The sequence below is a fragment of the Mesorhizobium sp. WSM4850 genome (genome assembly GCF_055811735.1).
Map to the genome: position 1 here is coordinate 338296 of NZ_JBVVPV010000002.1, position 21460 is coordinate 359755.

The 21460-nt window shown below is 63.4% G+C and carries 20 protein-coding genes; 4 read left to right on the forward strand and 16 right to left on the reverse strand.

From position 1 onward, the window contains the following. Positions 1-10: 10 nt before the first annotated feature. The 9 genes from phnN to AC0L2Z_RS04705 all read right to left on the reverse strand — a co-directional run bounded on the left by phnN (position 11) and on the right by AC0L2Z_RS04705 (position 9588). Entirely contained in the window at positions 11-640 is a 630-nt protein-coding gene (gene phnN / locus AC0L2Z_RS04665; RefSeq protein ID WP_023796945.1) for a phosphonate metabolism protein/1,5-bisphosphokinase (PRPP-forming) PhnN, read from the reverse strand. Beyond that, complete coding sequence (locus tag AC0L2Z_RS04670; protein ID WP_023796944.1) at positions 637-1776, reverse strand: alpha-D-ribose 1-methylphosphonate 5-triphosphate diphosphatase; 1140 nt, start codon at positions 1774-1776, stop codon at positions 637-639. Before AC0L2Z_RS04670 ends, phnN begins: the two co-directional genes overlap by 4 nt. Before the next feature lie 91 nt (positions 1777-1867). Continuing rightward, positions 1868-2575, reverse strand: coding sequence for a DUF1045 domain-containing protein (locus tag AC0L2Z_RS04675; RefSeq protein ID WP_473626885.1), 708 nt, complete (start codon positions 2573-2575; stop codon positions 1868-1870). A gap of 153 nt (positions 2576-2728) precedes the next feature. Then, positions 2729-3541, reverse strand: coding sequence for a 5-deoxy-glucuronate isomerase (gene iolB, locus AC0L2Z_RS04680; RefSeq protein ID WP_023796942.1), 813 nt, complete (start codon positions 3539-3541; stop codon positions 2729-2731). A 6-nt stretch (positions 3542-3547) separates the two neighbouring features. Further along, a complete protein-coding gene (locus tag AC0L2Z_RS04685; RefSeq protein ID WP_023796941.1) occupies positions 3548-3766 on the reverse strand; it encodes a DUF3329 domain-containing protein in 219 nt (72 codons plus the stop codon). A 48-nt stretch (positions 3767-3814) separates the two neighbouring features. Next, positions 3815-4732, reverse strand: a complete 918-nt coding sequence (iolE, locus tag AC0L2Z_RS04690; RefSeq protein ID WP_023796940.1) for a myo-inosose-2 dehydratase — start codon at positions 4730-4732, stop codon at positions 3815-3817. Positions 4733-4776: 44 nt separating this feature from the next. After that, a complete protein-coding gene (gene iolD / locus AC0L2Z_RS04695) occupies positions 4777-6627 on the reverse strand; it encodes a 3D-(3,5/4)-trihydroxycyclohexane-1,2-dione acylhydrolase (decyclizing) (protein ID WP_473626887.1) in 1851 nt (616 codons plus the stop codon). Positions 6628-6662: 35 nt separating this feature from the next. Continuing rightward, positions 6663-8597 carry a bifunctional 5-dehydro-2-deoxygluconokinase/5-dehydro-2-deoxyphosphogluconate aldolase gene (locus tag AC0L2Z_RS04700; protein WP_023796938.1) on the reverse strand — a complete coding sequence of 645 codons (1935 nt, stop codon included), beginning with the start codon at positions 8595-8597 and terminating at the stop codon, positions 6663-6665. 145 nt (positions 8598-8742) lie between these two features. Further along, positions 8743-9588 (reverse strand): MurR/RpiR family transcriptional regulator, encoded by an 846-nt coding sequence (locus AC0L2Z_RS04705; protein WP_473626890.1) that lies wholly within the window; start codon positions 9586-9588, stop codon positions 8743-8745. A gap of 154 nt (positions 9589-9742) precedes the next feature. On the opposite strand from AC0L2Z_RS04705, the gene AC0L2Z_RS04710 reads away from it, so the two are divergent. Continuing rightward, positions 9743-10852, forward strand: a complete 1110-nt coding sequence (locus AC0L2Z_RS04710) for a Gfo/Idh/MocA family protein (protein ID WP_023796936.1) — start codon at positions 9743-9745, stop codon at positions 10850-10852. 56 nt (positions 10853-10908) lie between these two features. On the opposite strand, the gene AC0L2Z_RS04715 is transcribed toward AC0L2Z_RS04710, so the two are convergent. The 7 genes from AC0L2Z_RS04715 to AC0L2Z_RS04745 form a co-directional block, all read right to left on the reverse strand. After that, complete coding sequence (locus tag AC0L2Z_RS04715; protein WP_473626891.1) at positions 10909-12000, reverse strand: 3-deoxy-7-phosphoheptulonate synthase; 1092 nt, start codon at positions 11998-12000, stop codon at positions 10909-10911. A gap of 227 nt (positions 12001-12227) precedes the next feature. Beyond that, complete coding sequence (locus AC0L2Z_RS04720) at positions 12228-13022, reverse strand: SDR family oxidoreductase (protein WP_023796934.1); 795 nt, start codon at positions 13020-13022, stop codon at positions 12228-12230. Between the two features lie 23 nt (positions 13023-13045). Beyond that, on the reverse strand, positions 13046-14047 hold the full coding sequence (iolG, locus tag AC0L2Z_RS04725) for an inositol 2-dehydrogenase (RefSeq protein ID WP_287246772.1): 1002 nt from the start codon (positions 14045-14047) through the stop codon (positions 13046-13048). Between the two features lie 127 nt (positions 14048-14174). Next, positions 14175-14942, reverse strand: coding sequence for an ATP-binding cassette domain-containing protein (locus tag AC0L2Z_RS04730; RefSeq protein ID WP_023796933.1), 768 nt, complete (start codon positions 14940-14942; stop codon positions 14175-14177). 2 nt (positions 14943-14944) lie between these two features. After that, on the reverse strand, positions 14945-16021 hold the full coding sequence (locus tag AC0L2Z_RS04735; protein ID WP_027152058.1) for an ABC transporter permease: 1077 nt from the start codon (positions 16019-16021) through the stop codon (positions 14945-14947). Between the two features lie 158 nt (positions 16022-16179). Further along, positions 16180-17121 carry a sugar ABC transporter substrate-binding protein gene (locus AC0L2Z_RS04740; protein ID WP_077374705.1) on the reverse strand — a complete coding sequence of 314 codons (942 nt, stop codon included), beginning with the start codon at positions 17119-17121 and terminating at the stop codon, positions 16180-16182. Between the two features lie 370 nt (positions 17122-17491). Next, complete coding sequence (locus AC0L2Z_RS04745) at positions 17492-18523, reverse strand: LacI family DNA-binding transcriptional regulator (protein ID WP_023796930.1); 1032 nt, start codon at positions 18521-18523, stop codon at positions 17492-17494. A 165-nt stretch (positions 18524-18688) separates the two neighbouring features. On the opposite strand from AC0L2Z_RS04745, the gene AC0L2Z_RS04750 reads away from it, so the two are divergent. From AC0L2Z_RS04750 to AC0L2Z_RS04760, 3 genes are read left to right on the forward strand one after another with little or no spacing between them, the layout of a single operon-like run. Beyond that, entirely contained in the window at positions 18689-19798 is a 1110-nt protein-coding gene (locus AC0L2Z_RS04750) for a fatty acid desaturase family protein (protein WP_473626892.1), read from the forward strand. A gap of 55 nt (positions 19799-19853) precedes the next feature. Further along, on the forward strand, positions 19854-20168 hold the full coding sequence (locus tag AC0L2Z_RS04755) for a MocE family 2Fe-2S type ferredoxin (RefSeq protein WP_473626894.1): 315 nt from the start codon (positions 19854-19856) through the stop codon (positions 20166-20168). Between the two features lie 5 nt (positions 20169-20173). Beyond that, positions 20174-21403, forward strand: a complete 1230-nt coding sequence (locus AC0L2Z_RS04760) for an NAD(P)/FAD-dependent oxidoreductase (protein ID WP_473626895.1) — start codon at positions 20174-20176, stop codon at positions 21401-21403. Positions 21404-21460 lie beyond the last annotated feature (57 nt).

A 21460-nucleotide genomic window follows, 5' to 3' on the forward strand; every position in this document is an offset into this window, starting at 1 on the left:
AAGAGGCGGCTTAAATCGTGCCCGACCGGTCGGAGAAGGCCATTGCCTTGCGCAGCACTTCAACAAAACGCTCGCCGGCCGCCTCGCGCTGGCCGCTATTGTCGATCGGGGTGACGCCTGGCCCGGACAACGCCACATTGGCGCTGCGCGCCAGCCGCGCCAGCACTTCGCCGCGCGACTCGCGGCCGCGCATCGCCAGTCGTTCGGCCAGGATCTGCGGCGATGCGGTGATCTCGACGACAGCCAGATTGGCATAGCGATCACGCAGCGCCGGGATGATGGCGCGGGAGACATTGGCGATGGCGACGCGGCCATTGGCCACCGACCGGTCGACTTCAGCCGGGATGCCGTAGCGCAAGCCATGCGCCTCCCAGGAGATGGCGAAGGCGCCGTCCGCTTCCGCCTCGACGAAGGCCGCATCGGCCAGCGTGTCGTGATCCTCGCTTGCCGTGTCGCTCGGCCGGGTGATGACCCGGCGCACGAACTCCAGCCGGGTCTCGTCGGCAAACAGCGACCGGGCATAGCCGATCACCGTGTCCTTGCCGGCGCCGCTCGGCCCGACGACAGCGACGAACACCCCGTCGCGGATCGGAAACGCCGCGGCGGACAATTCACGCTCGATCGACGCCGACACCATCACGCGACCCGACGTCCCTGCCGCCAGACCGTGCGGACAACCGGGACATGATCGTCAAGACGGACGCGAACCAGATCGGCGCGCCGGCCTTGCTCGATGACACCACGGTCGGCAAGGCCGACTGCCTCGGCCGGGTTCTTCGAAACCATCGCCACCGCCTGCGGCAGGGAGATGCCATCGACAACGTCGCCGAGGAAAAACGCCGACTGGATCAGGCTGAAGGGGATGTAGTCGGACGACAATATGTCGAGCAGGCCTTCGCCGGCGAGTGTCCGGGCCGAAACATTGCCCGAATGCGAGGCGCCGCGCATGACGTTCGGGGCGCCCATCAGCACCCCGAGCCCGGCGGCCTTCGAAGCTTTTGCGGCCTCTTTGGTGGTCGGGAATTCGGCGACGCGGACGCCTTGTTCGATCGCCTCGTCGACATGGCCGGTCGTGGCGTCGTCATGGCTGGCCAGCACGATGCCGCGCTGATGGCAGGCGGCAGCGATGAAGGCGCGGTTCGGCCCCGAATTCGTCGCCGACTCCGCCATCCGCTTCTCGCAGAATTGCTGGAATTCGCGGTCCGTCAGCTTCAGCTTGCGCCGGTAGTAATAGGCATAGGTTTCCAAATCGACGAACTGGCGCTGTCCCGGCGCATGGTCCATCAGCGACGCCAGCTTGATCCTGTCATCGCCGTCAAAATGCGCGAAGGCTGCGAGGCAATCCGGCGCCGAAACCTCGCAGCGCAGATGGATGAAATGGTCGGCCCGCAGCCGGTCCTGCTGGACGCTGTCCTCGATCGCATCGGCCAGCTTGCGCATGTCGGCCGAATTCATGTCGGCGTCGTCGTCCATGCCGACGCGCAAGGCATCGAGCACGGTGGTGATGCCGGCGGTCGCCACCTGCGCGTCGTGGGCGAGAACGGCGGCGATCGGGTTCCAGCGCACCTTCGGCCGCGGCGCGTAATGGCCTTCGAGGTGGTCGGTGTGAAGCTCGACCAGCCCGGGAATGATGAAATCGCCGCCCATGTCCTCGCCGCTTCGGCCGGCGCCGGCATCGATCCCGGCGATCAAGCCGTCGCGCAGCACGATCGAGCCTTCGACGATCTCGTCGGCAAGCACGATGCGGGCATTGTTGAGAACGGTCTCGACGGTCATTTCAGGCAGTCCTTGGAGCATTTTTGCAGCCAATTGAATCACCGATTGGGATGAGTTGGCGTCGCACAAAAGCGGTTGAACAAATTGTATTTTAGGCGGTTTTTCTCGCCGGGCGGCGCCCGAGCGCGTGATGGGAGAGCACCATGAACGGGGCGCCAGGTTCGGTTTCGACAAACAGGGTCAGTGCGTCCACCGGCACCGGCCGTTGCAGGACTCCCGCAAACAGGCTGTCGATTGCTGCGCGAAGACGAGGGCCTTCCTGTGACGAGGCCCGGCCGGACAGCGTCATGTGAAAACGGAAGGTCTCGAAGACATAGGGGTAACCCCACTGGCAGAGATTGCGGAATTCAGCCGGTTTCAGCGAGTCAGGGCTGCGCCGTTCGATCTCAGCCTCGCTCAGCGGCGCGCGAAAACGGTCGAAGTCGCGCACGACGTCGTCGGCGAAGCGGTTGAGCGCCGGCAGCGGCCCTTCCGGCACCAGCGCGAAGAAGCCGTCGATCTGGCTGACGACCAGCCGTGGGATCGTCACCACCGGCGTCGTTTCGGCGAAATCGTCCAGTGCCGCGCGAAGCGCGGCTTCCGTTTCGTTCGAAGCCAGCCGGAAGGGCGCCTTCAGCGTCGCATGAAAACCGTAGCGGCGCGCCGAAGCGGTATGGAAGGCGACTTCCGCCGCCGACAGTTCGCCCACGGCCTCGACCGGCCTCGTGGCGGCGCCGAACGGGTCACGGCCGAGCCAATTGGCGGCGATCCGCGCCAGCGGTTCGTCCTGCCGGGGGGTGGAATAGATAGCGTAGCGCATCGAAAGTCCTCGTCAACTCCCGCTGCCATAGGCGATTTGCATGACGAAATGACGAAGCTGATGATCGCTCCTGATAACAAACTTGTTCAGGCGGGTCATTAGCCGACGATTTTTTTCGCCTTGGGCCAGTTGCCGACCCGGACGGGCAGCGCCTCAGGCCTTCATCAGCCATTCGTGCTCGGGCGCGTTGTGGAACTTCCACGTCCGCTTCGGCCCGGCCATGACGTTGAGGTAGTAGAGGTCGTAGCCATGGCAGGCGGCGCAAGGGTGATAACCCTTGGGCACCAGCACGACGTCGCCGTCCTCGATCGCCATCGCCTCGTCGAGCGAACGAGCCCCGTTCCGGTCGGCATCGGTGTAGACGCGCTGGAAGGCAAAGCCCTGCGGCGGATTGAGGCGGTGGTAATAGGTCTCCTCGAGATAGGACTCGGCCGGCAGATTGTCCTGGTCATGCTTGTGCGGTGGGTAGCTCGACGTGTGGCCGCCAGGCGTGATGACCTCGACCACCAGCAATGAATCGGCCGGCTTGCCTTCCGGCAGGATGTTGGTGACATAGCGCGTGTTGGTGCCCTTGCCGCGAACCTCCTGGCCGAGATCTTTTGGCGCAATGACGCGGACCGGCAGGCCGCCGCCAAGCCCCGGCGCTGAGCAGACCGCGAGTTCGAGACCGGTGTCGGCGGTCACCGACCAGTCAGAGCCCTGCGGCACATAGATCGACCACGGCTTGCCTTCGAAGGGCGACATGCGTTCGCCGAGCAGGCCGAGATCGTTGCCGCCGGCCTTGGCCTTGCCCTCGCCGGTGACGAACACCAGGCAGACTTCACGGCTCGCGGTTTGTCCGGAGACGGTCTCGCCGGGCCGCAATCGATGCAGATCGAAACCGACATAGGTCCAGCCGGCGTTTTGCGGCGTCACATGGGCGACGCGGCCATGGCCCTTATCGGCTTTGACGAGCAGTTTCGACATCCAGCCTCACTCCTTTGGTTCGGTGTCGGCCGAATCCTTGCCGCCGTCGGCCGGCTTGTAGAGATAGAAGAATTGCCAGACGGCATAGCCGGCGAAGCCGAGCGCGATCGTGCCCCAGAACGGCACGCCGGTGGCAAACTCGACCACGGCCCAGCCCAGGCAGACGGCGACGATGGCAACGCGCCGCCACAGGGGCCTGAAGAACGGATGCTCGGAGTCCTTCATCGGATCAGCCCCCGCATCGGATCGCCCCGTCGCCGGGAATAGAGTCGCTCAAGCATTGGGGAAGCCCTGCGTTTCAACCGTGTAGCCGGCGGCTGTCATCACCCGCATCAATTCCTTGTAGCCGACTTGCGCCATCCTGAGCGGCGGATTCTTCTTGGGATCCTGCTCGGCCTCGACCACGAACCAGCCTTCATAGCCGTAGTTCGCCAGCCTTTCCACAATGGCACCAAAATCCAGCGAGCCATCGCCCGGCACCGTGAAGGCGCCGAGCGCCACGGCATCGAGGAAGGATTGCTTTTGGCGATCGAGTTTTTCGATCACGTCCATGCGAACGTCCTTGACATGGACATGATTGATGCGCCGGTGATGGTTGTCGATGGCGCGCAGCACATCGCCGCCGGCAAAGGCCAGATGACCGGCGTCGAGCAGCAGTGGAATGCCTTCTCCCGAATAGCGCATGAAGGCGTCGAGCTCCGGCTCGGTCTCGACGACCGCCGCCATATGATGGTGGTAGGAGAGCGGCATGCCCTGCTCGGCGCACCATTCGCCGAACTGGGTGAGACGCCTCGCATAGGCTTTCATCTCGTCGTCCGAAAGCCTCGGCTTGGTGGCGAGCGGCTTTGAGCGGTCACCCTGGATGGAGCGGCCGACCTCGCCATAGACGATGCAGGGCGCGTTCACCGCCTTGAACAGATCGATCATCGGTTGGATGCGATCCTTATTCCTGGCCATGTCGTCGTCGACCAGCGTACCGGAGAACCAGCCGCCGCAGAGCGTCACGTCGGCCTCCTTCAGGATCGGCAGCATGATTTTCGGATCACTGGGAAAACGGCGGCCCATTTCCATGCCGGTGAAGCCCGCCGATCGCGACTGCGCCAAGCATTCCTCCAGCGACACATCATCGCTGAGTTCCGCAAGATCGTCGTTCCACCATGCAATGGGGGACATGCCCAGTTTGGCTTTCAAGTCGTCACTCCAATGTCAGTTCGTTCAATTTTCATTCGCCGACATCAATCACCAACACTCTGCATCCGCCGCTTTTCTTCATAGGCTTTGCGTGCGGCGTTGACCTGCGGCCGCGAAGAAACTTCCGGCACGGCGACGTCCCACCAATGGCCGCCGACATCGGTAGACACCAGTGGATCGGTGTCGATGACCAGTACCGTCGTCTTGCTATCGCCTTTCGCCTTTGCCAGCGCCGTTTCCAACCCGGCGATCGACGAAACCTTCTCGGCGATGGCGCCGAGGCTTGCCGCATGCGCCGCGAAGTCGATGTCGGGCAAAATCTCGTGGCGGGCGTCCTTCAGCAGATTGTTGAAGTTGGCGCCGCCGGTTGCCATCTGCAGCCGGTTGATGCAGCCGTAGCCCCTGTTGTCGAGCAGCACGATGGTCAGCTTGAGGCCGAGCATGACCGAGGTTGCGATCTCGGAATTGAGCATCAGATAGGAGCCGTCGCCGATCATGACGACGACCTCTTCGTCGGGCTTCGCCATCTTGACGCCGAGCCCGCCAGCGATCTCGTAGCCCATGGTCGAGAAGCCGTATTCGGCGTGGTAGGAGCCGGGCGCGCCCGCCTGCCAGAGCTTGTGCAATTCGCCGGGCAGGCCGCCGGCGGCATGAAGCAATATCACGTCGGAGCCCATGGCGCGCTGCACGGCGCCGATCACCTGCGCGTCCGACGGGTAGGCGGCATTGGTCGAGGCCGTCACCTTGCCGGCTTCGGCCTGCCATTCTTTCTTCCCGCTGGCCGCATTATCGGTCCAGGCAGCCGGCGCCTGCCAGCCATTCAGCGCCGCGCCGAGTTCGGCCAGCCCTTCCGCCGCATCGGCGACCAGCGGCAACGCCTGGTGCTTGCCCGCGTCAAAAGGCTGGACGTTCAGCCCGATGACGGTCTTGCCGGAATTCTTGAACAGCGCCCACGAGCCGGTGGTGAAATCCTGCAGCCTGGTGCCGACGGCAAGCACGACATCGGCTTCTTCAGCCAGCCGGTTGGCCGCCAAAGTGCCGGTGACGCCGACCGCCGCCATGTTGAGCGGATGATCGTCCGGCAGCGAGGATTTGCCGCCCTGCGTCTCGCAGACCGGGATGCCGGCGCCTTGCGCCAGCTTCGCCAGTTCGCCGGAAGCCTGCGAATAAAGCACGCCGCCGCCGGCAATCACCAAGGGCTTTGTTGCCGCCTTCAGCGCCGCCACGGCGGCCGCCAATTCCCCACGGTCCGGACGCGGCCGGCGCTGATGCCAGACCCGTTCGGCAAAGAAGCTCTCGGGGTAATCAAAGGCCTCGGCCTGCACGTCCTGGCAGAGCGCCAAAGTCACCGGTCCGCATTCGGCCGGATCGGTCAGCACCTGCATGGCACGGTTGAGCGCCGGGATGATCTGCTCGGGCCGGGTGATGCGGTCGAAATAGCGCGACACCGGCCGGAAGCAGTCATTGACCGTCGCGGTACCGTCGGAGAAATCCTCTGCCTGCTGCAGCACGGGATCGGGGATACGATTGGCGAAGACGTCGCCGGGGAGAAACAGGACGGGCAACCGGTTTACATGCGCAAGTGCCGCCGCCGTCACCATGTTGAGCGCGCCGGGGCCGATCGAACTGGTCGCCGCCATGAACCGGCGGCGGAAATTGGCCTTGGCATAGGCGATCGCCGCATGCGCCATGGCCTGTTCGTTGTGGGCGCGAAAAGTCGGCAATTCGTCGCGCACCTGATAAAGCGCCTCGCCGATGCCGGCGACATTGCCGTGGCCGAAGATCGCCCAGACGCCGCCGAAGATCGGCATTTTCCTGCCGTCGATCTCGGTCATCTGGCAGCCGAGAAAGCGGGTCAGCGCCTGCGCCATCGTCAGGCGTATTGTCTTGGTCATGTTGTTTTCCTCCGCAGTCCTTGTGCCGCGCCTTCTTATGCTGCTTTGCGGCCGCGCGCGGCAAGCCATGCCTCGGTCAGCCCCTCGAAGCGCGACGCCATGTCGGCCACCGCCTCCTCGTCCGACATCTTGCCGGCAAGCCATTGTTCGGCCGCGTTGATGAAGATGGTGCGACCGACGGCGAAGCCCTTGACGATCGGTGCCTTGGCGGTGGCGGCAAAGGCCACTTCCAGTTCGTCCTGTGGCGCTTCGAGGCCGAGCAGCACAACCCCGCGGCACCACGGATCGTTCTTCAGGATCACCGCTTCGATCTTCACCCAGGCCCCGGCTGAGGCCTGCGGTTCAAGCTTCCACCAGTCGGGCTTGATATCAAGCGCATAGAGTTCCTGCAGCGCCCGCGGGATCGTCGTGTCGTCGAGTTCGCCGTGCTTGCCGGCGATGATCTCGATGAGAAGTTCTCTGCCTACTTTCCGCGCGGCCTCGAACAGGCTTTTGAGCTTCTGCTGCTGCTCGGTCTTCAGCGCCTCCGGGTCGTCGGGGTGGTAGAAGCACAGGCACTTGATGCAATGGTCGACCGGCCACTCGATCAGTTGCGAGCCGATATCCTGCGAGAATTCGAAACGAAGTGGCCGCGATCCCGGCAGTTCGACCGGCCGGCCGAGCCAGGCGAAGGAATGGCGGGCGAATTCGAACATCGCCTCGCGGCCGTATTTTTCGTCGAGCAGCATGCCGTAGCCAGCGCGGCCGGCGGCAACCTTTGCCGCCGCCTTGACCGTCAGCACCTTGAAATCATGGATGCGCGACGGGTCGGCGCCTGCCTTCGCGGCGACATCGTCGAGCTGGATACGGTGATCGCAGGCCAGCGCCATCAGCGATGGAATGTCGCGCCGGCGCGTCGTCGCCCAATGGATATGGTTGATCGCCTCGTCCTTGCGCAGCGCCAGCTGCCTGCTGCCGTTCTTCAGGAAGAACTGCAATTCCTCGAAGGTCGGATATTCCGGCGCACAGAGCAGCCGCGACACGGCGAAGGCGCCGCAGGCGTTGGCCCAGGTCGCTGCCGTCTCCAGGCTCTCGCCGCCGAGCCAGCCGCGCAAAAAACCCGACATGAAGGCATCGCCGGCGCCGAGCACATTGTAGACCTCGATCGGAAAGCCCTTGCCAACGATCCCGTCCTCGAGGTCGTCGCTGATCGGCCCGTCATAGACGATGCAGCCCATGGCGCCGCGCTTCAAGACGATCGTGGCCTTGGATAGCGAGCGGATCGTCTTCAACGCGCTCAGGCAATCATCGGCACCGGAGGCGATCATGATCTCTTCTTCGGTGCCGACGATCAGGTCGCAGTCGGGCAGCACTGTCTTCAGCTGGGCGGAGACCCGGTCGGATTTCACATAGCGCTCGAAGCCTTCGGCATGGCCTGCAAGGCCCCACAGATTAGGGCGGTAGTCGATGTCGAACACCACTTTGCCGCCCGTGGCCTTGATGGCACGGATCGCCTTGCGCTGCGCGGCGTCGCTGTTGGGCCGCGAAAAATGCGTGCCGGTGACGACGATCGCGCGTGCCGAAGCGATGAACGTCTCATCGATGTCGTCTTCCGAAAGCGCCATGTCGGCGCAGTCGGTGCGATAGAAGATCATCGGCGACACGCCCTCGTCCTCGACCGACAGCAGCACCAGCGCGGTCAGCCGGTCCGGATCGGTCCTGAGGCCGTCAACCGAAACCCCTTCGCGCGTCAACTGCTCGCGGATGAAGCGGCCCATCTGCTCGTCGCCGACGCGGGTGAGCAGCGCCGAGCGCAGGCCGAGCCTCGCCGTGCCGACCGAAATGTTGGCCGGACAGCCGCCGACCGACTTGGCAAAGGAGGTGATGTCCTCCAGGCGCGAGCCGATCTGCTGGCCATAAAGATCGACCGAGGCGCGGCCGATGGTGATGACGTCGAGCGGCGCATGTTTCGCGTCCACGGCTTCGCTCATTCGAACCTCCCATCAGCCTTGTTGTCTTGGTAACACATTGTTTGGGTAACACGCGCGAGCGGCAGCGTGGCGCCGGCAATATGAAATAATAATTCCAATCGATAGTCAATATGGAACGCGCGTTCCTTTGCCGAAAAGTAGCCTGTCAGGCCTTGTGCTTCCCGCCGGTGTCGCGCCGCTTTTCGCCGACCGCAACGGTCAGCGCCATGGCCAGCGCCATCGTCGCCGACAGCGAGCGGAAGCCGGCGAAATCGGCCTCGGCGACCTCGAACCAGACTCTGGCGAACTGGGCGAGCGGGGAAAAGGAACTGTCGGTGATCGCTACGATCGGAACGCCTTGCTCCGAGATGACGCGCGCCTCCTCAATGGTCGCCGGGGCATAAGGCGAGAAACTGATGGCGATGACGGCATCCCTGGGCGAGGCAAAGCTGATCATCTCGGCGTTGAGGCCGGCGGCTGATTCGATCAGCTGGTTGCGGATCTTGAGCTTGCCCAGCGCATAGGCGATGTAGGAGGCGACCGGATAGGAGCGGCGCTTGGCCAGCACATAAATCGTCTCCGCCTTCGCCAGCAAGGCGATGGCAGCTTCGAAATGGTCTTCGTTCAACCTGCCTGAAATATCGTTGAGCGAGGTGCTCGCCGCGGCGACGAAGCCGTCGAAAATCGCCCGGTGACCGGCGCCTTCCTCGGCCTTGGCGCGCAATGCCGCCAGTCTTTCATCATAAGACGAATTGCGCTCGCGCAGGCGCTCACGAAACACCAGTTGCAGGCTGGTGAAGCCGTCGAAGCCGAGCTGCTGGGCGAAGCGGATCAAGGTCGAAGGCTGGACGCCGGCGGAGGCGGCGATGCTGGCGGCTGTGCCGAAGGCAATATCGTCGGGATTGTCGAGCGCATAGGCGGCGATCTGCGCGATGCGCTTGGGCAGGCTCAGGCGCCGTTCCAGGATCGTCGTACGCAGCGTCTCGAAATCGCGGGGCACCCGTTCGTCCATAGTCGCTCCGCCCAGGTCCATCAGTCGATGCCGTGTGATGCCCCATCATAGCGAGCCTGTGCAAGAAGGCCATAAAAAATGAGCCATGCGTTCCATTTCTGGAAAAAATGGACTAATTCATCCACACAACCTTTCTGGCAGCGGAGACAAGGAAATGGTCGGAGTCGGTCTTATCGGCACGGGGTTCATGGGCAAGTGCCATTCCATTGCCTGGAACGCGGTCGGCACCGTCTTTCCCGACGTGGCCAAGCCAAGGCTGGTCCATCTCGGCGAGGTCGATGACGACCTTGCCAAGCGCCGGGCAGCCGAGTTCGGCTTCGCCAAGGGCTCCGGCGACTGGCGCGCCGTCGTCGATGACCCGGACGTCGATATCGTCTCGCTGACCACGCCGAACCAGTTCCACCCGGAGATGGCCATCGCCATCCTCGAAGCCGGCAAGCATCTGTGGTGCGAAAAACCGATGGCGCCGAGTTTTTCCGAGGCGCAAGCCATGGCGGCCGCGGCCAAAAAGTCCGGCAAGGTGGCCGCGCTCGGCTACAACTACATCCAGAATCCGGTCATCCGCCATATCGGTGCGCTGCTCGACGAAAAGATCATCGGTGAAGTCAATCATCTGCGCATCGAGATGGACGAGGATTTCATGGCCGACCCGGAGGCGCTGTTCTTCTGGAAGCACGAGGCGGCGTCCGGTTACGGCGCCCTCGACGATTTCGCCGTGCATCCGCTGTCGCTGGTCTCGGTGCTGTTCGGCCGCGTCGCCCGCGTCATGTGCGACATGGCAAAACCCTATGCCGATCGCCGCGTCGCATCAGGCGGGCGTCGCGCGGTCGAGACCTACGACATCGCCAGCGTGCTGATGCATCTCGAAAACGGCATTGCCGGCACGCTGCTGGTCAACCGTTCGGCCTGGGGCCGCAAGGGCCGGATCGCCATTCAGATCTTCGGCTCGAAGGGCTCGATCCTGTACGACCAGGAGCAGATGAACGAGTTCCAGCTTTACCTGACAGCCGACCGCCCGACCGAGCAAGGCTATCGCACCATCCTGGTGGCGCCGCACCACAAGCCCTACGACGCCTTCCTGCCGGCGCCCGGCCACGGCCTCGGCTTCAACGACCTCAAGATCATCGAATGCCGCGAGCTTTTGATGCGGCTGGCCGGCAAGCCGGCGCGGATCATCGATTTTGACGAAGGCCTTGAGATCGAGCGCACGGTGCATGCCATGGCGCGCTCGTTCGAGGAACAGCGCTGGGTGGCGGTGCGGTAGAGGCTGCTTCCAGCCGGCCGCCGGCCGCGCTTTCGCGGCCAACGGCGTCAGCTGTCTCAAGCGGCGCCTGGACGGCTGGCGACCAGGGCGCGTCGCGCCGATCGGCGCTGCTCGACGGCGTCGGCAAGGCCGTACAGCACCGTCTCGGTGGTCGCCCAGTCGATGCAGCCATCGGTGATGCTCTTGCCATAGATGAGCGGCTTGCCGGGCGTGACTTCCTGCCGGCCGGCGACGAGATTGCTCTCGATCATGACGCCGATGATGCGCTCGTCGCCTGCCGCGACCTGGCCCGCCACGTCGGCGGCGACCTTCGGCTGGTTCTCGGGCTTCTTGTTGCTGTTGGCGTGGCTGACATCGATCATCAACCGTGGCGCGACACCGATCCGGGCGAGTTCCGCACTGGCGGCGACGACGCTTGCCGCGTCATAATTGGGCTGAATGCCGCCGCGAAGGATGACGTGGCAGTCCTCATTGCCGGTGGTCGTCGCGATGGCGCTGCGCCCGCCCTTCGTCACCGCCATGAAATGATGCGGCTGGGCGGCGGACTTCACCGCCTCGGCGGCGATCCGCAAATTGCCGTCGGTGCCGTTCTTGAAGCCGACCGGGCAGGACAGGCCGGATGCGAGTTCGCGATGGATCTGGCTCTCCGTCGTGCGCGCGCCGATAGCGCCCCAGGCGACGAGGTCGGCAATGTATTGCGGGGTGGCCATGTCGAGGAATTCGGTCGCCGCCGGAAGGCCAAGATTGTTGACCGCGGAGAGCACGTTGCGGGCCATCCGCAGGCCTTTGTCGATGTTGAAGCTGCCGTCGAGGTCGGGATCGTTGATCAGGCCCTTCCAGCCGACGGTCGTGCGCGGTTTCTCGAAATACACGCGCATCACGATCTCCAGCCGGTCCGACAGGCTCTCGCGCAGCGCCACCAGCCGGCTGGCATAGTCGACGGCAGCGATCGGGTCGTGGATCGAACAGGGGCCGACGACGACGACCAGCCGATCGTCGGCGCCGGTCAGCACGGCATGGATAGCGTTGCGTGACGCAGCAACGGTGCGCGTCGCCGTCAGCGTGCGCGGTATCTCCCGCATCACGTCGTCCGGCGTACTCAGCTCTCGGATTTCCTTAACCCGAAGATCATCTGTGGTGGTCAACACGGCTTTCTGCTCCTGGTTGGGAGACCTGCCGGCTGAAACAAAAAAGCCGCCAGGTCTGGCGGCTGTTCGGATGTTGTTGCTGCAATCTTCAGATCGAGCGCAATCCTCCCGCCGCCAGCGAGCTGCCGTAGCTAAAGTACCAGAACGAGGCGGTCAGGTGGATCATGCCAGCCCTATAGCCGAAGCCAGGGTGCTTGTCACGTTCAGATGACGCTACTCAGATGACGCTATTCCGGCGAAGACCCTGCAATGGTTTGGTCGTAGTCGACCAGCGAGCCGGTCATGACGCCGGACTGCGAGCTGATCATATAGCTGATCAGCCGGGCAAGCTGCGCCGGCTTCACCAACTGGCCCATCGGCTGCGCTGCCTCGGCCTTTTCCAGCCAGTCGTCCGGCGCGTCGTGCCATTTCTTCTGCACGATCGCCTCGCCCTCGGTATCCATCCAGCCGGGCAGCACGGCGTTGCAGCGGATGCGATTGCTGCGATAGGCATTGGCGACATTCTTGGTCAGCGTCGCCAGTGCGCCCTTGCTCGACGAGTAGGGCGCCAGGAACGACTGGCCGCAATGCGCCGACATCGAAAGCACGTTGACGATCGAGCCAAGCGCCTTGCGGTCGAGCAGATGCGCCACCACACCCTGCATCAGGAAGAAGGGGCCGCGCACATTGGTCTGGAAGATCTGGTCAAAAAGATCCTCGGAGGTCTCAACCAGTGAGCCGCGGGCCGAGGTGGCGGCGGCGTTGACCAGCGCATTGACGGTGCCGAAATGAGCGATCGCGGTTTCGACGACCCGCTTGCAATCGGCCACCACCGAGACGTCGGCGCTGATGAAAATGGCCTCGACGCCGTCTTTCGCAAGTGCGGCGACCGCCTTATCGCCCTTCTCCCTGGAACGGCCGACCAGCGCCAGGGCGCGGCAGCCCTCGTCGGCCAGCGCCTCGGCGACGGCGAAGCCGATGCCTTGCGCGCCGCCGGTGACGATGGCGCGTGTTTGTGAATTTCGACCGGCGGAACCGTTCATCGCCTTGCTCCTGTGCTTGATGGTCAGACTGTCTTGTCGAGGCGGACGGTCTTGCCTTCCGTCGCCGATTTCAGCGCCGCGTCCGCCAGCCGCAGCGCGACGAGCCCGTCCCCACCGCTCGGCGCCGCCTTGTTGCCCGACGTCGCCGCCGCGATGAAGGCGGCGATCTCGTTGGCATAGGCGTCGAGGTAGCGGGTCATGAAGAAGTCGTGCAGCGGCGGGCGCGTATAGCCCTTTTCATTGGCCAGCTCGATCGACACCGGCCGCTGGTTCTCGGCCGCAACCATGCCTTTCGAGCCATGCACCTCGATGCGCTGGTCGTAGCCATAGGTGGCGCGTCGCGAATTGGAGATGATGCACTGCTTGCCGGAGGCGGTTTCGAGGATGACGCTGACGCTGTCGAAGTCGCCGGCCTCGCCGATCTTTTTGTCGACCAGCACCGAGGCGTGGGCGCTGACCGCCACCGGCTCCTCGCCGAGCAGGAAGCGCGCCATGTCGAAATCATGGATGGTCATGTCGCGGAAGATGCCGCCCGAGCGGCCGATGTAGTCGAGCGGCGGCGGGCCGGGATCGCGCGAGGTGATGGTCACCATCTCGACCGTGCCGATGGCGCCGTCGTCGATCGCCTTGCGCACGGCGGCGAAATGCGGATCGAAGCGGCGGTTGAAGCCGACCATCAAAGTGGCGCCGGCCTTGTCGACCACGGCCAGGCATTCTTCCACTCGGCCGGCGTCGAGGTCGATCGGCTTCTCACAGAAGATCGCCTTGCCGGCCTTGGCGAACCGCTCGATCAGATCGGCATGGGTGTCGGTCGGCGTGCAGATAATGACCGCATCGATATCCCCGGCTTTTTCGATGGCGTCGATGCTGCGCACTTCCGCGCCATAGGCCGACGCCAGATCGGTCGCCGCCTTCTCGAAGGCATCGGCAACTGCGACCAGCCTGGCCTGCGGATTGGAACCGACGGCGCGGGCGTGGACCTTGCCGATGCGGCCGGCACCGAGAAGAGCGAAGCGGAGAGGCATGGGAATTTCCTTTGAGGATTGTTCGAAAATGGAATTACGTCTTTCCTGCACCGTTCAGCGCGAGGCGCAGTAGATTTTCTTATCGCGGCAGATCGGCGACGGGTCGATGACCGCGCCGGCATCCGCCCTAGGCCGCAAGTTCGGCCTCCCCGGTCTTGGCGCCGGTGATGTATGAGACGATGTCGTTGCCGTCGGTGTCCTGCTTGCGCAGATTGGCGACGATGCGGCCGCGCCGGAAGACGACGATGCGGTCGACGAGGTCGAACACCTGGCGCATGTTGTGGCTGATCAGGATCAGCGGCTCGCCATTGGCTTTCAGCGTGCGGATGATGTTTTCGACCTGCATCGTCTCCTGCACACCAAGTGCTGCCGTCGGCTCGTCCATGATGATGAGCTTGGACGCAAAGGTAGCGGTTCTGGCGATCGCCACGCACTGACGCTGGCCGCCCGACATGTGTCGGATGGTGTTGGAAAGGTTGGGAATCTTGACCGCCGTGCGGATCAACGCTGCCTCGGTCGCCTTGCGCATGAACTTGCGATCGAGAATCGAGAAAGGCCCGAGATTGAAAAGCACCTTCTCGCGGCCGAGAAACAGGTTCGACGGCACGTCGAGATCGTCGGCAAGCGCCAGGTTCTGGAACACCGTTTCGATGCCCGCCTCGCGCGCCGCGATCGGGCCGGCGAAGTTCACTTCCTTGCCGTCGAACCAGACCTTGCCGCTGGTGCGCTGCTCGACGGCGGTGATCTGGCGCACGAAGGTCGATTTGCCGGCGCCGTTGTCACCCATGATGGCGACATGCTCGCCCTTGCGCAGTTCGAAATTCGCGCTTTCGAGCGCATGCACGCCGCCATAGTATTTGGTCAGGTTTTCGGTCTTCAGGACGATGTCTGACATGATCAAGCCCTCATTGCCCGCAGGCGCTGGCGCCACTGGTCGAGAACGACTGCGCCGATGATGATCACGCCCTTGACCATCTCCTGGTAGTAGGCGTCGAGGCGCAGGAAGGTGAAGCCGGAGATGATGACACCGAAGATCAGCGCACCGATCACCGTTCCGATGATCGAGCCGCGGCCGCCCGACAGCGAGACGCCGCCGATGACCGCCATGGCGATCGCGTCCAGTTCGTACATCACGCCCATGCCGGCCTGAGCGGTGAGGTTCTTGGAGCTCAGCACCACGGCGGCGAGCGAGGCGAGGATGCCGGCAATGACAAAGACGAGGATCTTGTGGTTCTGGACATTTATGCCGGACATGCGGGCGGCGTCCTCGTTGGAGCCGATGGCATAACAGTGCTTGCCGTACCTGGTGTATGACAGGATCAGCTGGAACAGAATCGCCAGCGATATGAAGATGATGACCGGCATTAGCCCCTTGCCGATGGCGGCGAAACTTTCGGTGGGAAACGAGATCGGCTGCCCCTTGGACCACCATTTGGCGATGCCGCGCGCCGTGACCATCATGCCGAGCGTGGCGATGAACGGCGGAATGCGCGTGTAGGCGATCAACGAGCCGTTGACCAGGCCCGCCAGCAGGCCGCAGCCGATCGCGACCAGCACCGGCACGATCACCGGCAGGTCGGTCCAGCCTTGCGCGAGGAACACCGCCTTGGGATTAGGGTTGCCGTTGACCGTCGCCACCTGGGCGAAACTCATGGCGATCATCGCCGTGGCGCCGACGATCGAACCAGAGGAAAGGTCGATGCCGCCGGAAATGATCACCTGCGTCACGCCAATGGCGATGATGCCGACGATCGACACCTGCAGGATGATGATCTGCAGGCGCGCCTCGTTGAAGATCGTATCGACATTGGGGCGGGTGTTGAACAGGAAGCTGTCGCCAAGAAAGACGCGGCCTATCAGCTCGAAGGCGCCGACCAGGATGATGAGCGCCAGGAAAACGTTGAATTCGGCAGGCCATGTCCGCTTTTTCGCATCATAGCTCAGTCCACCGACGCCATGGGTTGTCTGTGTCAACTTTTGCTTCCTCCATCAGCTGCAGTCGCCCTCCCGCCGCTTGTTTCGGCGATGAGGGAAAAGAGGGAGCGGCGCTGCTTTTTGTTCTTAAAGCGTCGGATTTCCAAAAACCGGTCCGATCCTCTGCCGCGCCGCTCCTATCGAGAACGCTCCTCTGCTCAATTCTTCTGCAGGAACTTGTCGATGTTTGCCGGCGTGACCAGCTGGAAGGGGATGTAGACCTTCTGCTCGACCGCCTCGCCCTTGGAAAGCTTGAGCGCCGCGTCCAGCGCCCCGGCGCCTTGGCCGGCCGCGTCCTGGAACACGGTGACGTCGAGATCGCCCGCCTGCATCGCGGCAAGCGCGTCCTGGGTGGCGTCCACGCCGCCGACAACAACCGACTTCATGTCGATGTTGGCAGCTTTCATGGCCTGGATGGCGCCGATGGCGCTCTCGTCATTGTTGGCGATCACGCCATCGAACGGCGCGCCGGTCGACAGCCAGTTGGTCATCAGGTTCTGTGCTTCCTCGCGTTTCCAGTTCGACGTCTGCTTGTCGATGATCTTGATGAAGCTGCATTCGGGAGTGGCGATCACATCGTCGATGTCCTTGGTGCGCTGCACCGCGGCCTGGTTCGACAGTTCGCCCATGATCACATAGACATTGGCCTCGGTCTTGCCGGCTTCCTTGAACAGCCGGCAGACTTCCTGGGTCTCGAGAGTGCCTGACTCAACCTCGTTCGAGGCAACGAAAGCCTGGTTGTCCGGCAGCGTGTCGACATTGACCGGCTCGCGGTTGACATAGACCAGCGGAACGTTGGCCGCAGCGGCGGCATCCGACATTGCCTGGGTGGCCGAGGTGTCGACTGGATTGACGACAATCGCGTCGACGCCCGAGGCGACGAAGTTCTTGATCTGGTCGAGTTGCTTGGCGACGTCGTTCTGCGCGTCCTCGACCTGCAGTTCGACGCCTTCCATGCCTTTGGCCTGCTCAATCATGCCGTTGCGCAGCACGGTGAGAAAATTGTCGTCGAACAGCGCCATCGACACGCCGATTTTGGCAGCGAGGGCGGACGAGCTCATCAGCGCCAGGAATGCGGCGCCCAACAGCAGCTTTTTCATTCTATCTCTCCTCCACAGAATTGGTGTCCGGCTGCACCGATCTACCCGGAATCCCCGATCTCCCGGGGAATCTCTCCCGATTGCTTCTCCGTTTCCGATGGCGATTTCCGCGTTGGCTGGAACGCCAAGCCCTCCGTTGAAACAGATGCTCCGGAACGAAAGAACCAAAATACCTAGTTGGTGAAATATTTATTCCATTCTACTGGCGTGCGTCAAGGAGATTCCGAAAGCGGCTGCCGGTTTTTTCGGACAACGCGGCTGAGGGCCGGCAAACCTTCTGCAAGAATCCATCAAGCTGATGGTTCACATCACTGCCGACGCCCCGATCTAAACAGGATGTCTTGGCTGAGCCCAGATCTTCTGCCCGAGCCTAGATGTTTTCCGGCAGATAGATGTCGAAGGGCAGGAAGGTCTGGCCCGGCGCATTGGCGGCGCCTGCCTCGATGGCATGCACCATCAGCCCGACAAGTTCGCGGCATAGTGCTGCCAGCGGCGTCGAAATCACCATGGTCAGGATGTTGTCGGCGAGCGCCGCGCGCGATTCGGCGTTGATCTCGTTGCAGACGACCACTGGCATGTTTGCCGGCCTGGCCGCCCTTAGCGCAGAAACCGCGCCTTCCATGCCGCCGCCAGCGACATAGCAGCCGGCCAGATCCGGGTACCGCGCCAGAAGATCGATCATTGCATCATGGGTCACCTGGTTGGCTTCCAGGTTGACCAGCGTCTCCATCACCGTGAATTCCGGCGCATGCTCGCGGAAAAACGATCTGAAGCCGATCTCGCGCAGCTCATGGCCATGGAAGCGATGGCTGCCGACGAAAAGGGCGACCTTGCCGGGCTTTCTCGCCGCTCTGGCGATCATCCATGCCGCGGTACGACCGACCTTGCGGTTGTCGAGGCCGACATAGCCCTCGCGGATGCCGGCTGCAAAGTCGGATAGCAGGGAGAAGACGGGTTGCCCCCTCGCCTTCAGGGTCTCGACGGCTGCCGTCAGCGTCGGATGGTCCGGACCGACAAGGGCGACTGCCCTGGATTTCGCCGCCAGCTTGCGCATCTGCGCGGCGATCTCGTCGGGGGCCAGCGAACTGGCGAAATCGATGGTTGCGACGCCGCGGAAGCGCTGCGATTGCGAAACAGCCAGTTCGATCTCGCGGGCGAAATCGCTGTAGAAAACATCATTGCCCCTCAGCAGCAGAAAGCCGAGCCGGTATTCCGGCAGTTCCTGGCGCATCCGCTGCTTGATCAGCCCGGCGGCGTGGTAGCCGATGCTGGTGGCGGCCTCATAGACGCGGCGCGCGGTTTCCTCGCGCACCGGCAGGCGATTGTTCAGCACCCGATCGACGGTGGCGACGCTGACCCCCGAAATACGCGCCAGATCGGTGATGGTCGGCCGTTTTGCCATACGCTTCCTGCCTGATTGCCTAGCATAGGCTATACATCATTCTGATGGGAAATGATAGAAACTATCTTCATGATGTTGAGCATATCACGGCTTGGCGTTATTTTAGGGCATAAGCACCTGTGGCAGAGGCACCCGTTCCGACGGATGCCGACGGAGGCAGCCTCAATGGAAGCGACACTATCCGCAATGCCGTCCCGGCGAGACTACAGCCTGCTCGGCCGCGACGCGAAACGCGCCGTCGAGACCGGCCTGGCGGCGGCCGAATGGTATCATACCGACGTGCCCCGCAAGCAGATGAAGGAGCTGATGCAGCGCTCCGATGGGCCGGCGATCCGCGACACCATCATCTGGCTCTCCGCCCTGGTCGTGAGCGGCGCCGGCGGCGCCTGGTTCTGGGGCACATTGTGGTGCGTGCCGTTCTTCTTCGTCTATGGCGTGCTCTACGGCTCTTCCACTGATTCACGCTGGCACGAATGCGGCCACGGCACCGCCTTCAGGACGCAGTGGATGAATGATGCGGTCTATCAGATCGCCTGCTTCATGATCATGCGCAACCCGGTGACCTGGCGCTGGAGCCATACGCGGCATCACACTGACACGATCATCGTCGGCCGCGATCCGGAGATCGCGGTGATGCGCCCGCCGGACCTGTTGCGCGTCGTGCTCAATTTCTTCGGCATTGTCGATGCCTGGCATGCCATGACCGACATGGTGCGCAATGCGGCCGGCATCATCAGCCCGGCGGAAAAGACCTTCATTCCCGAGCAGGAGCAGCCAAAGGCGATCCGCATTGCCCGCATCTGGACCGCGATCTATGCCGCGACATTCGCGCTGGCGCTTTATAGCGGCTCGTTCCTTCCCTTGATGCTGGTCGGTCTGCCCAGGCTTTACGGCGCCTGGCACCATGTCATGACCGGCCTGCTGCAGCATGGCGGCCTCGCCGAAAACGTCATCGACCACCGCCTCAACAGCCGCACGGTCCACATGAACCCGATCAGCCGCTTCATCTACTGGAACATGAACTACCATGTCGAACACCACATGTTCCCGATGGTGCCCTACCACGCGCTGCCGAGGCTGCATGAGATGATCAAGCACGACCTGCCGGCGCCGACGCCATCGATCCTGGCCGGCTATCGCGAGATGGTGCCTGCCTTCCTGCGCCAGCTGCGCAATGAAGACTATTTTCTCAAGCGCGAACTGCCGCCGACTGCCAAGCCTTATCGCGAGGAATTCCACAACGATAACGATGCTGTCGCGGCAGCAGCCGAATGATACGCGCGCCTGTGCCGGGGCATGTTGATCAAGCAAAATTCTGCCGGGAGGACCAATGAGCGACTGGGTCGAGGCCTGTGGTGCCGATGACATCGACGAAGAGGACGTGATGCGGTTCGACCATGATGGCCGCACCTTCGCCATCTATCGCAGTCCCGACGACGAATATTTCGCGACGGACGGCCTTTGCACGCATGAGAAGGTGCATCTGGCCGACGGGTTGGTGATGGACGACATCATCGAATGCCCGAAGCACAATGGCCGCTTCAACTACAAGACCGGTGCAGCCAGGGGCGCGCCGGTCTGCGTCAATCTCAAGACCTATCCGGTCAAACTCGACGCCGGCAAAATCCTCATTCAGATCGGGTGACGGTGATGGCGAAAGGAATGCTCATCATCGGCGCCGGCGAATGCGGCGGGCGGGCTGCCCTGGCGCTGCGCGATCTCGGCTATGATGGCCCGGTGACGCTGGTCGGCGACGAGCCGCATCTGCCCTATGAGCGGCCGCCGCTGTCGAAGGACGCAATGGCAGGCGATGCGCCCGTGATCAAGGCGATCGCCAGCGATGAGATCCTGGCCGAGAGATCGATAAGGCATATCCATTCGGTTCAGGCGGTGGCGATCGACCGCGCTGCTCATGTCGTGCGCCTGTCGGACGGCTCGGCGCTGCCATACGACAAATTGCTGCTGGCGACCGGTTCCCTGCCGCGCAGACTGCCAATGCCGGGCCTCGGGCCGCGTTGTGCCTATCTCCGGACCTTCAACGACGCGCTGGCAATTCGAGCCCATCTCCGCGCCGGAAACCGCATCGCCATCGTTGGCGGCGGCTTCATAGGTCTTGAGCTCGCCGCCGCAGCACGCAGACTGGGGGCAGTTGTCACCGTCATCGAGGCGCAGCCGCGCATCCTGATGCGCGGCGTGCCGGCCGAGATCGCCAAGATCGTCCACGAGGCGCATGAAGCCGAAGGCGTCAAAATCCTGTGCGGCGACGCAATCGCCGCGATTGCCGATGACGGCGCCGAGGTGAGCATCGCGCTTGCCGGCGGGCAGGACATCGTCGCCGACCTGGCGGTGATCGGCATCGGCGCTGTGCCGGTGACCGGACTTGCCGCAGAAGCGGGCCTGACGATCGACAACGGCATAGCCGTCGGTGCCGAGCTTCGCACCAGCGATCCGGATATCTTTGCCGCCGGCGATTGCTGCTCGTTTCCGCTTGCCGTCTATGGCGGCCGGCGCGTGCGGCTGGAGGCCTGGCGCAACGCGCAGGAGCAGGGCGCGATTGCGGCCAGCAACATGCTTGGCGCCCGTGAGGCCCACTCGGCTGTGCCATGGTTCTGGTCGGATCAGTACGGCCTGACCTTGCAGATATCTGGGCTGTCGGACGAGGGCAGCAAGGTCGTGCGCCGCGACCTCGACGACGGCGCCTTCATCCTGTTTCACCTGGCGCAAGACGGCAGGCTGGTCGCGGCGAGCGGAATCGGTCCGGGCAATTCTGTCGCCCGCGACATCAAGCTGGCCGAGATGCTGATCGCAAGAAGGGCCAAGCCGGCGCCTGAGGCGCTCGGTTCGCAAACGATCAAGCTGAAGTCGCTGCTGGCGGCGTGAGCCCGGTGCGTGCCGATTGTCGAAAGCAGGCGCCGCCCCTCATTGCCCTGCCGGGCA

Excerpts from the sequence above, each read along its gene's own strand:
- iolD (WP_473626887.1), bottom strand. The coding sequence starts at position 6,627 with ATGACCAAGACAATACGCCTGACGATGGCGCAGGCGCTGACCCGCTTT.
- AC0L2Z_RS04670 (WP_023796944.1), bottom strand. The coding sequence starts at position 1,776 with ATGACCGTCGAGACCGTTCTCAACAATGCCCGCATCGTGCTTGCCGAC.
- AC0L2Z_RS04760 (WP_473626895.1), top strand. The coding sequence starts at position 20,174 with ATGGCGAAAGGAATGCTCATCATCGGCGCCGGCGAATGCGGCGGGCGG.
- AC0L2Z_RS04720 (WP_023796934.1), bottom strand. The coding sequence starts at position 13,022 with ATGAACGGTTCCGCCGGTCGAAATTCACAAACACGCGCCATCGTCACC.
- AC0L2Z_RS04685 (WP_023796941.1), bottom strand. The coding sequence starts at position 3,766 with ATGAAGGACTCCGAGCATCCGTTCTTCAGGCCCCTGTGGCGGCGCGTT.
- iolG (WP_287246772.1), bottom strand. The coding sequence starts at position 14,047 with ATGCCTCTCCGCTTCGCTCTTCTCGGTGCCGGCCGCATCGGCAAGGTC.
- AC0L2Z_RS04675 (WP_473626885.1), bottom strand. The coding sequence starts at position 2,575 with ATGCGCTACGCTATCTATTCCACCCCCCGGCAGGACGAACCGCTGGCG.
- iolB (WP_023796942.1), bottom strand. The coding sequence starts at position 3,541 with ATGTCGAAACTGCTCGTCAAAGCCGATAAGGGCCATGGCCGCGTCGCC.
- AC0L2Z_RS04730 (WP_023796933.1), bottom strand. The coding sequence starts at position 14,942 with ATGTCAGACATCGTCCTGAAGACCGAAAACCTGACCAAATACTATGGC.
- AC0L2Z_RS04755 (WP_473626894.1), top strand. The coding sequence starts at position 19,854 with ATGAGCGACTGGGTCGAGGCCTGTGGTGCCGATGACATCGACGAAGAG.
- AC0L2Z_RS04745 (WP_023796930.1), bottom strand. The coding sequence starts at position 18,523 with ATGGCAAAACGGCCGACCATCACCGATCTGGCGCGTATTTCGGGGGTC.
- AC0L2Z_RS04740 (WP_077374705.1), bottom strand. The coding sequence starts at position 17,121 with ATGAAAAAGCTGCTGTTGGGCGCCGCATTCCTGGCGCTGATGAGCTCG.
- AC0L2Z_RS04700 (WP_023796938.1), bottom strand. The coding sequence starts at position 8,597 with ATGAGCGAAGCCGTGGACGCGAAACATGCGCCGCTCGACGTCATCACC.
- AC0L2Z_RS04750 (WP_473626892.1), top strand. The coding sequence starts at position 18,689 with ATGGAAGCGACACTATCCGCAATGCCGTCCCGGCGAGACTACAGCCTG.
- AC0L2Z_RS04710 (WP_023796936.1), top strand. The coding sequence starts at position 9,743 with ATGGTCGGAGTCGGTCTTATCGGCACGGGGTTCATGGGCAAGTGCCAT.
- AC0L2Z_RS04705 (WP_473626890.1), bottom strand. The coding sequence starts at position 9,588 with ATGGACGAACGGGTGCCCCGCGATTTCGAGACGCTGCGTACGACGATC.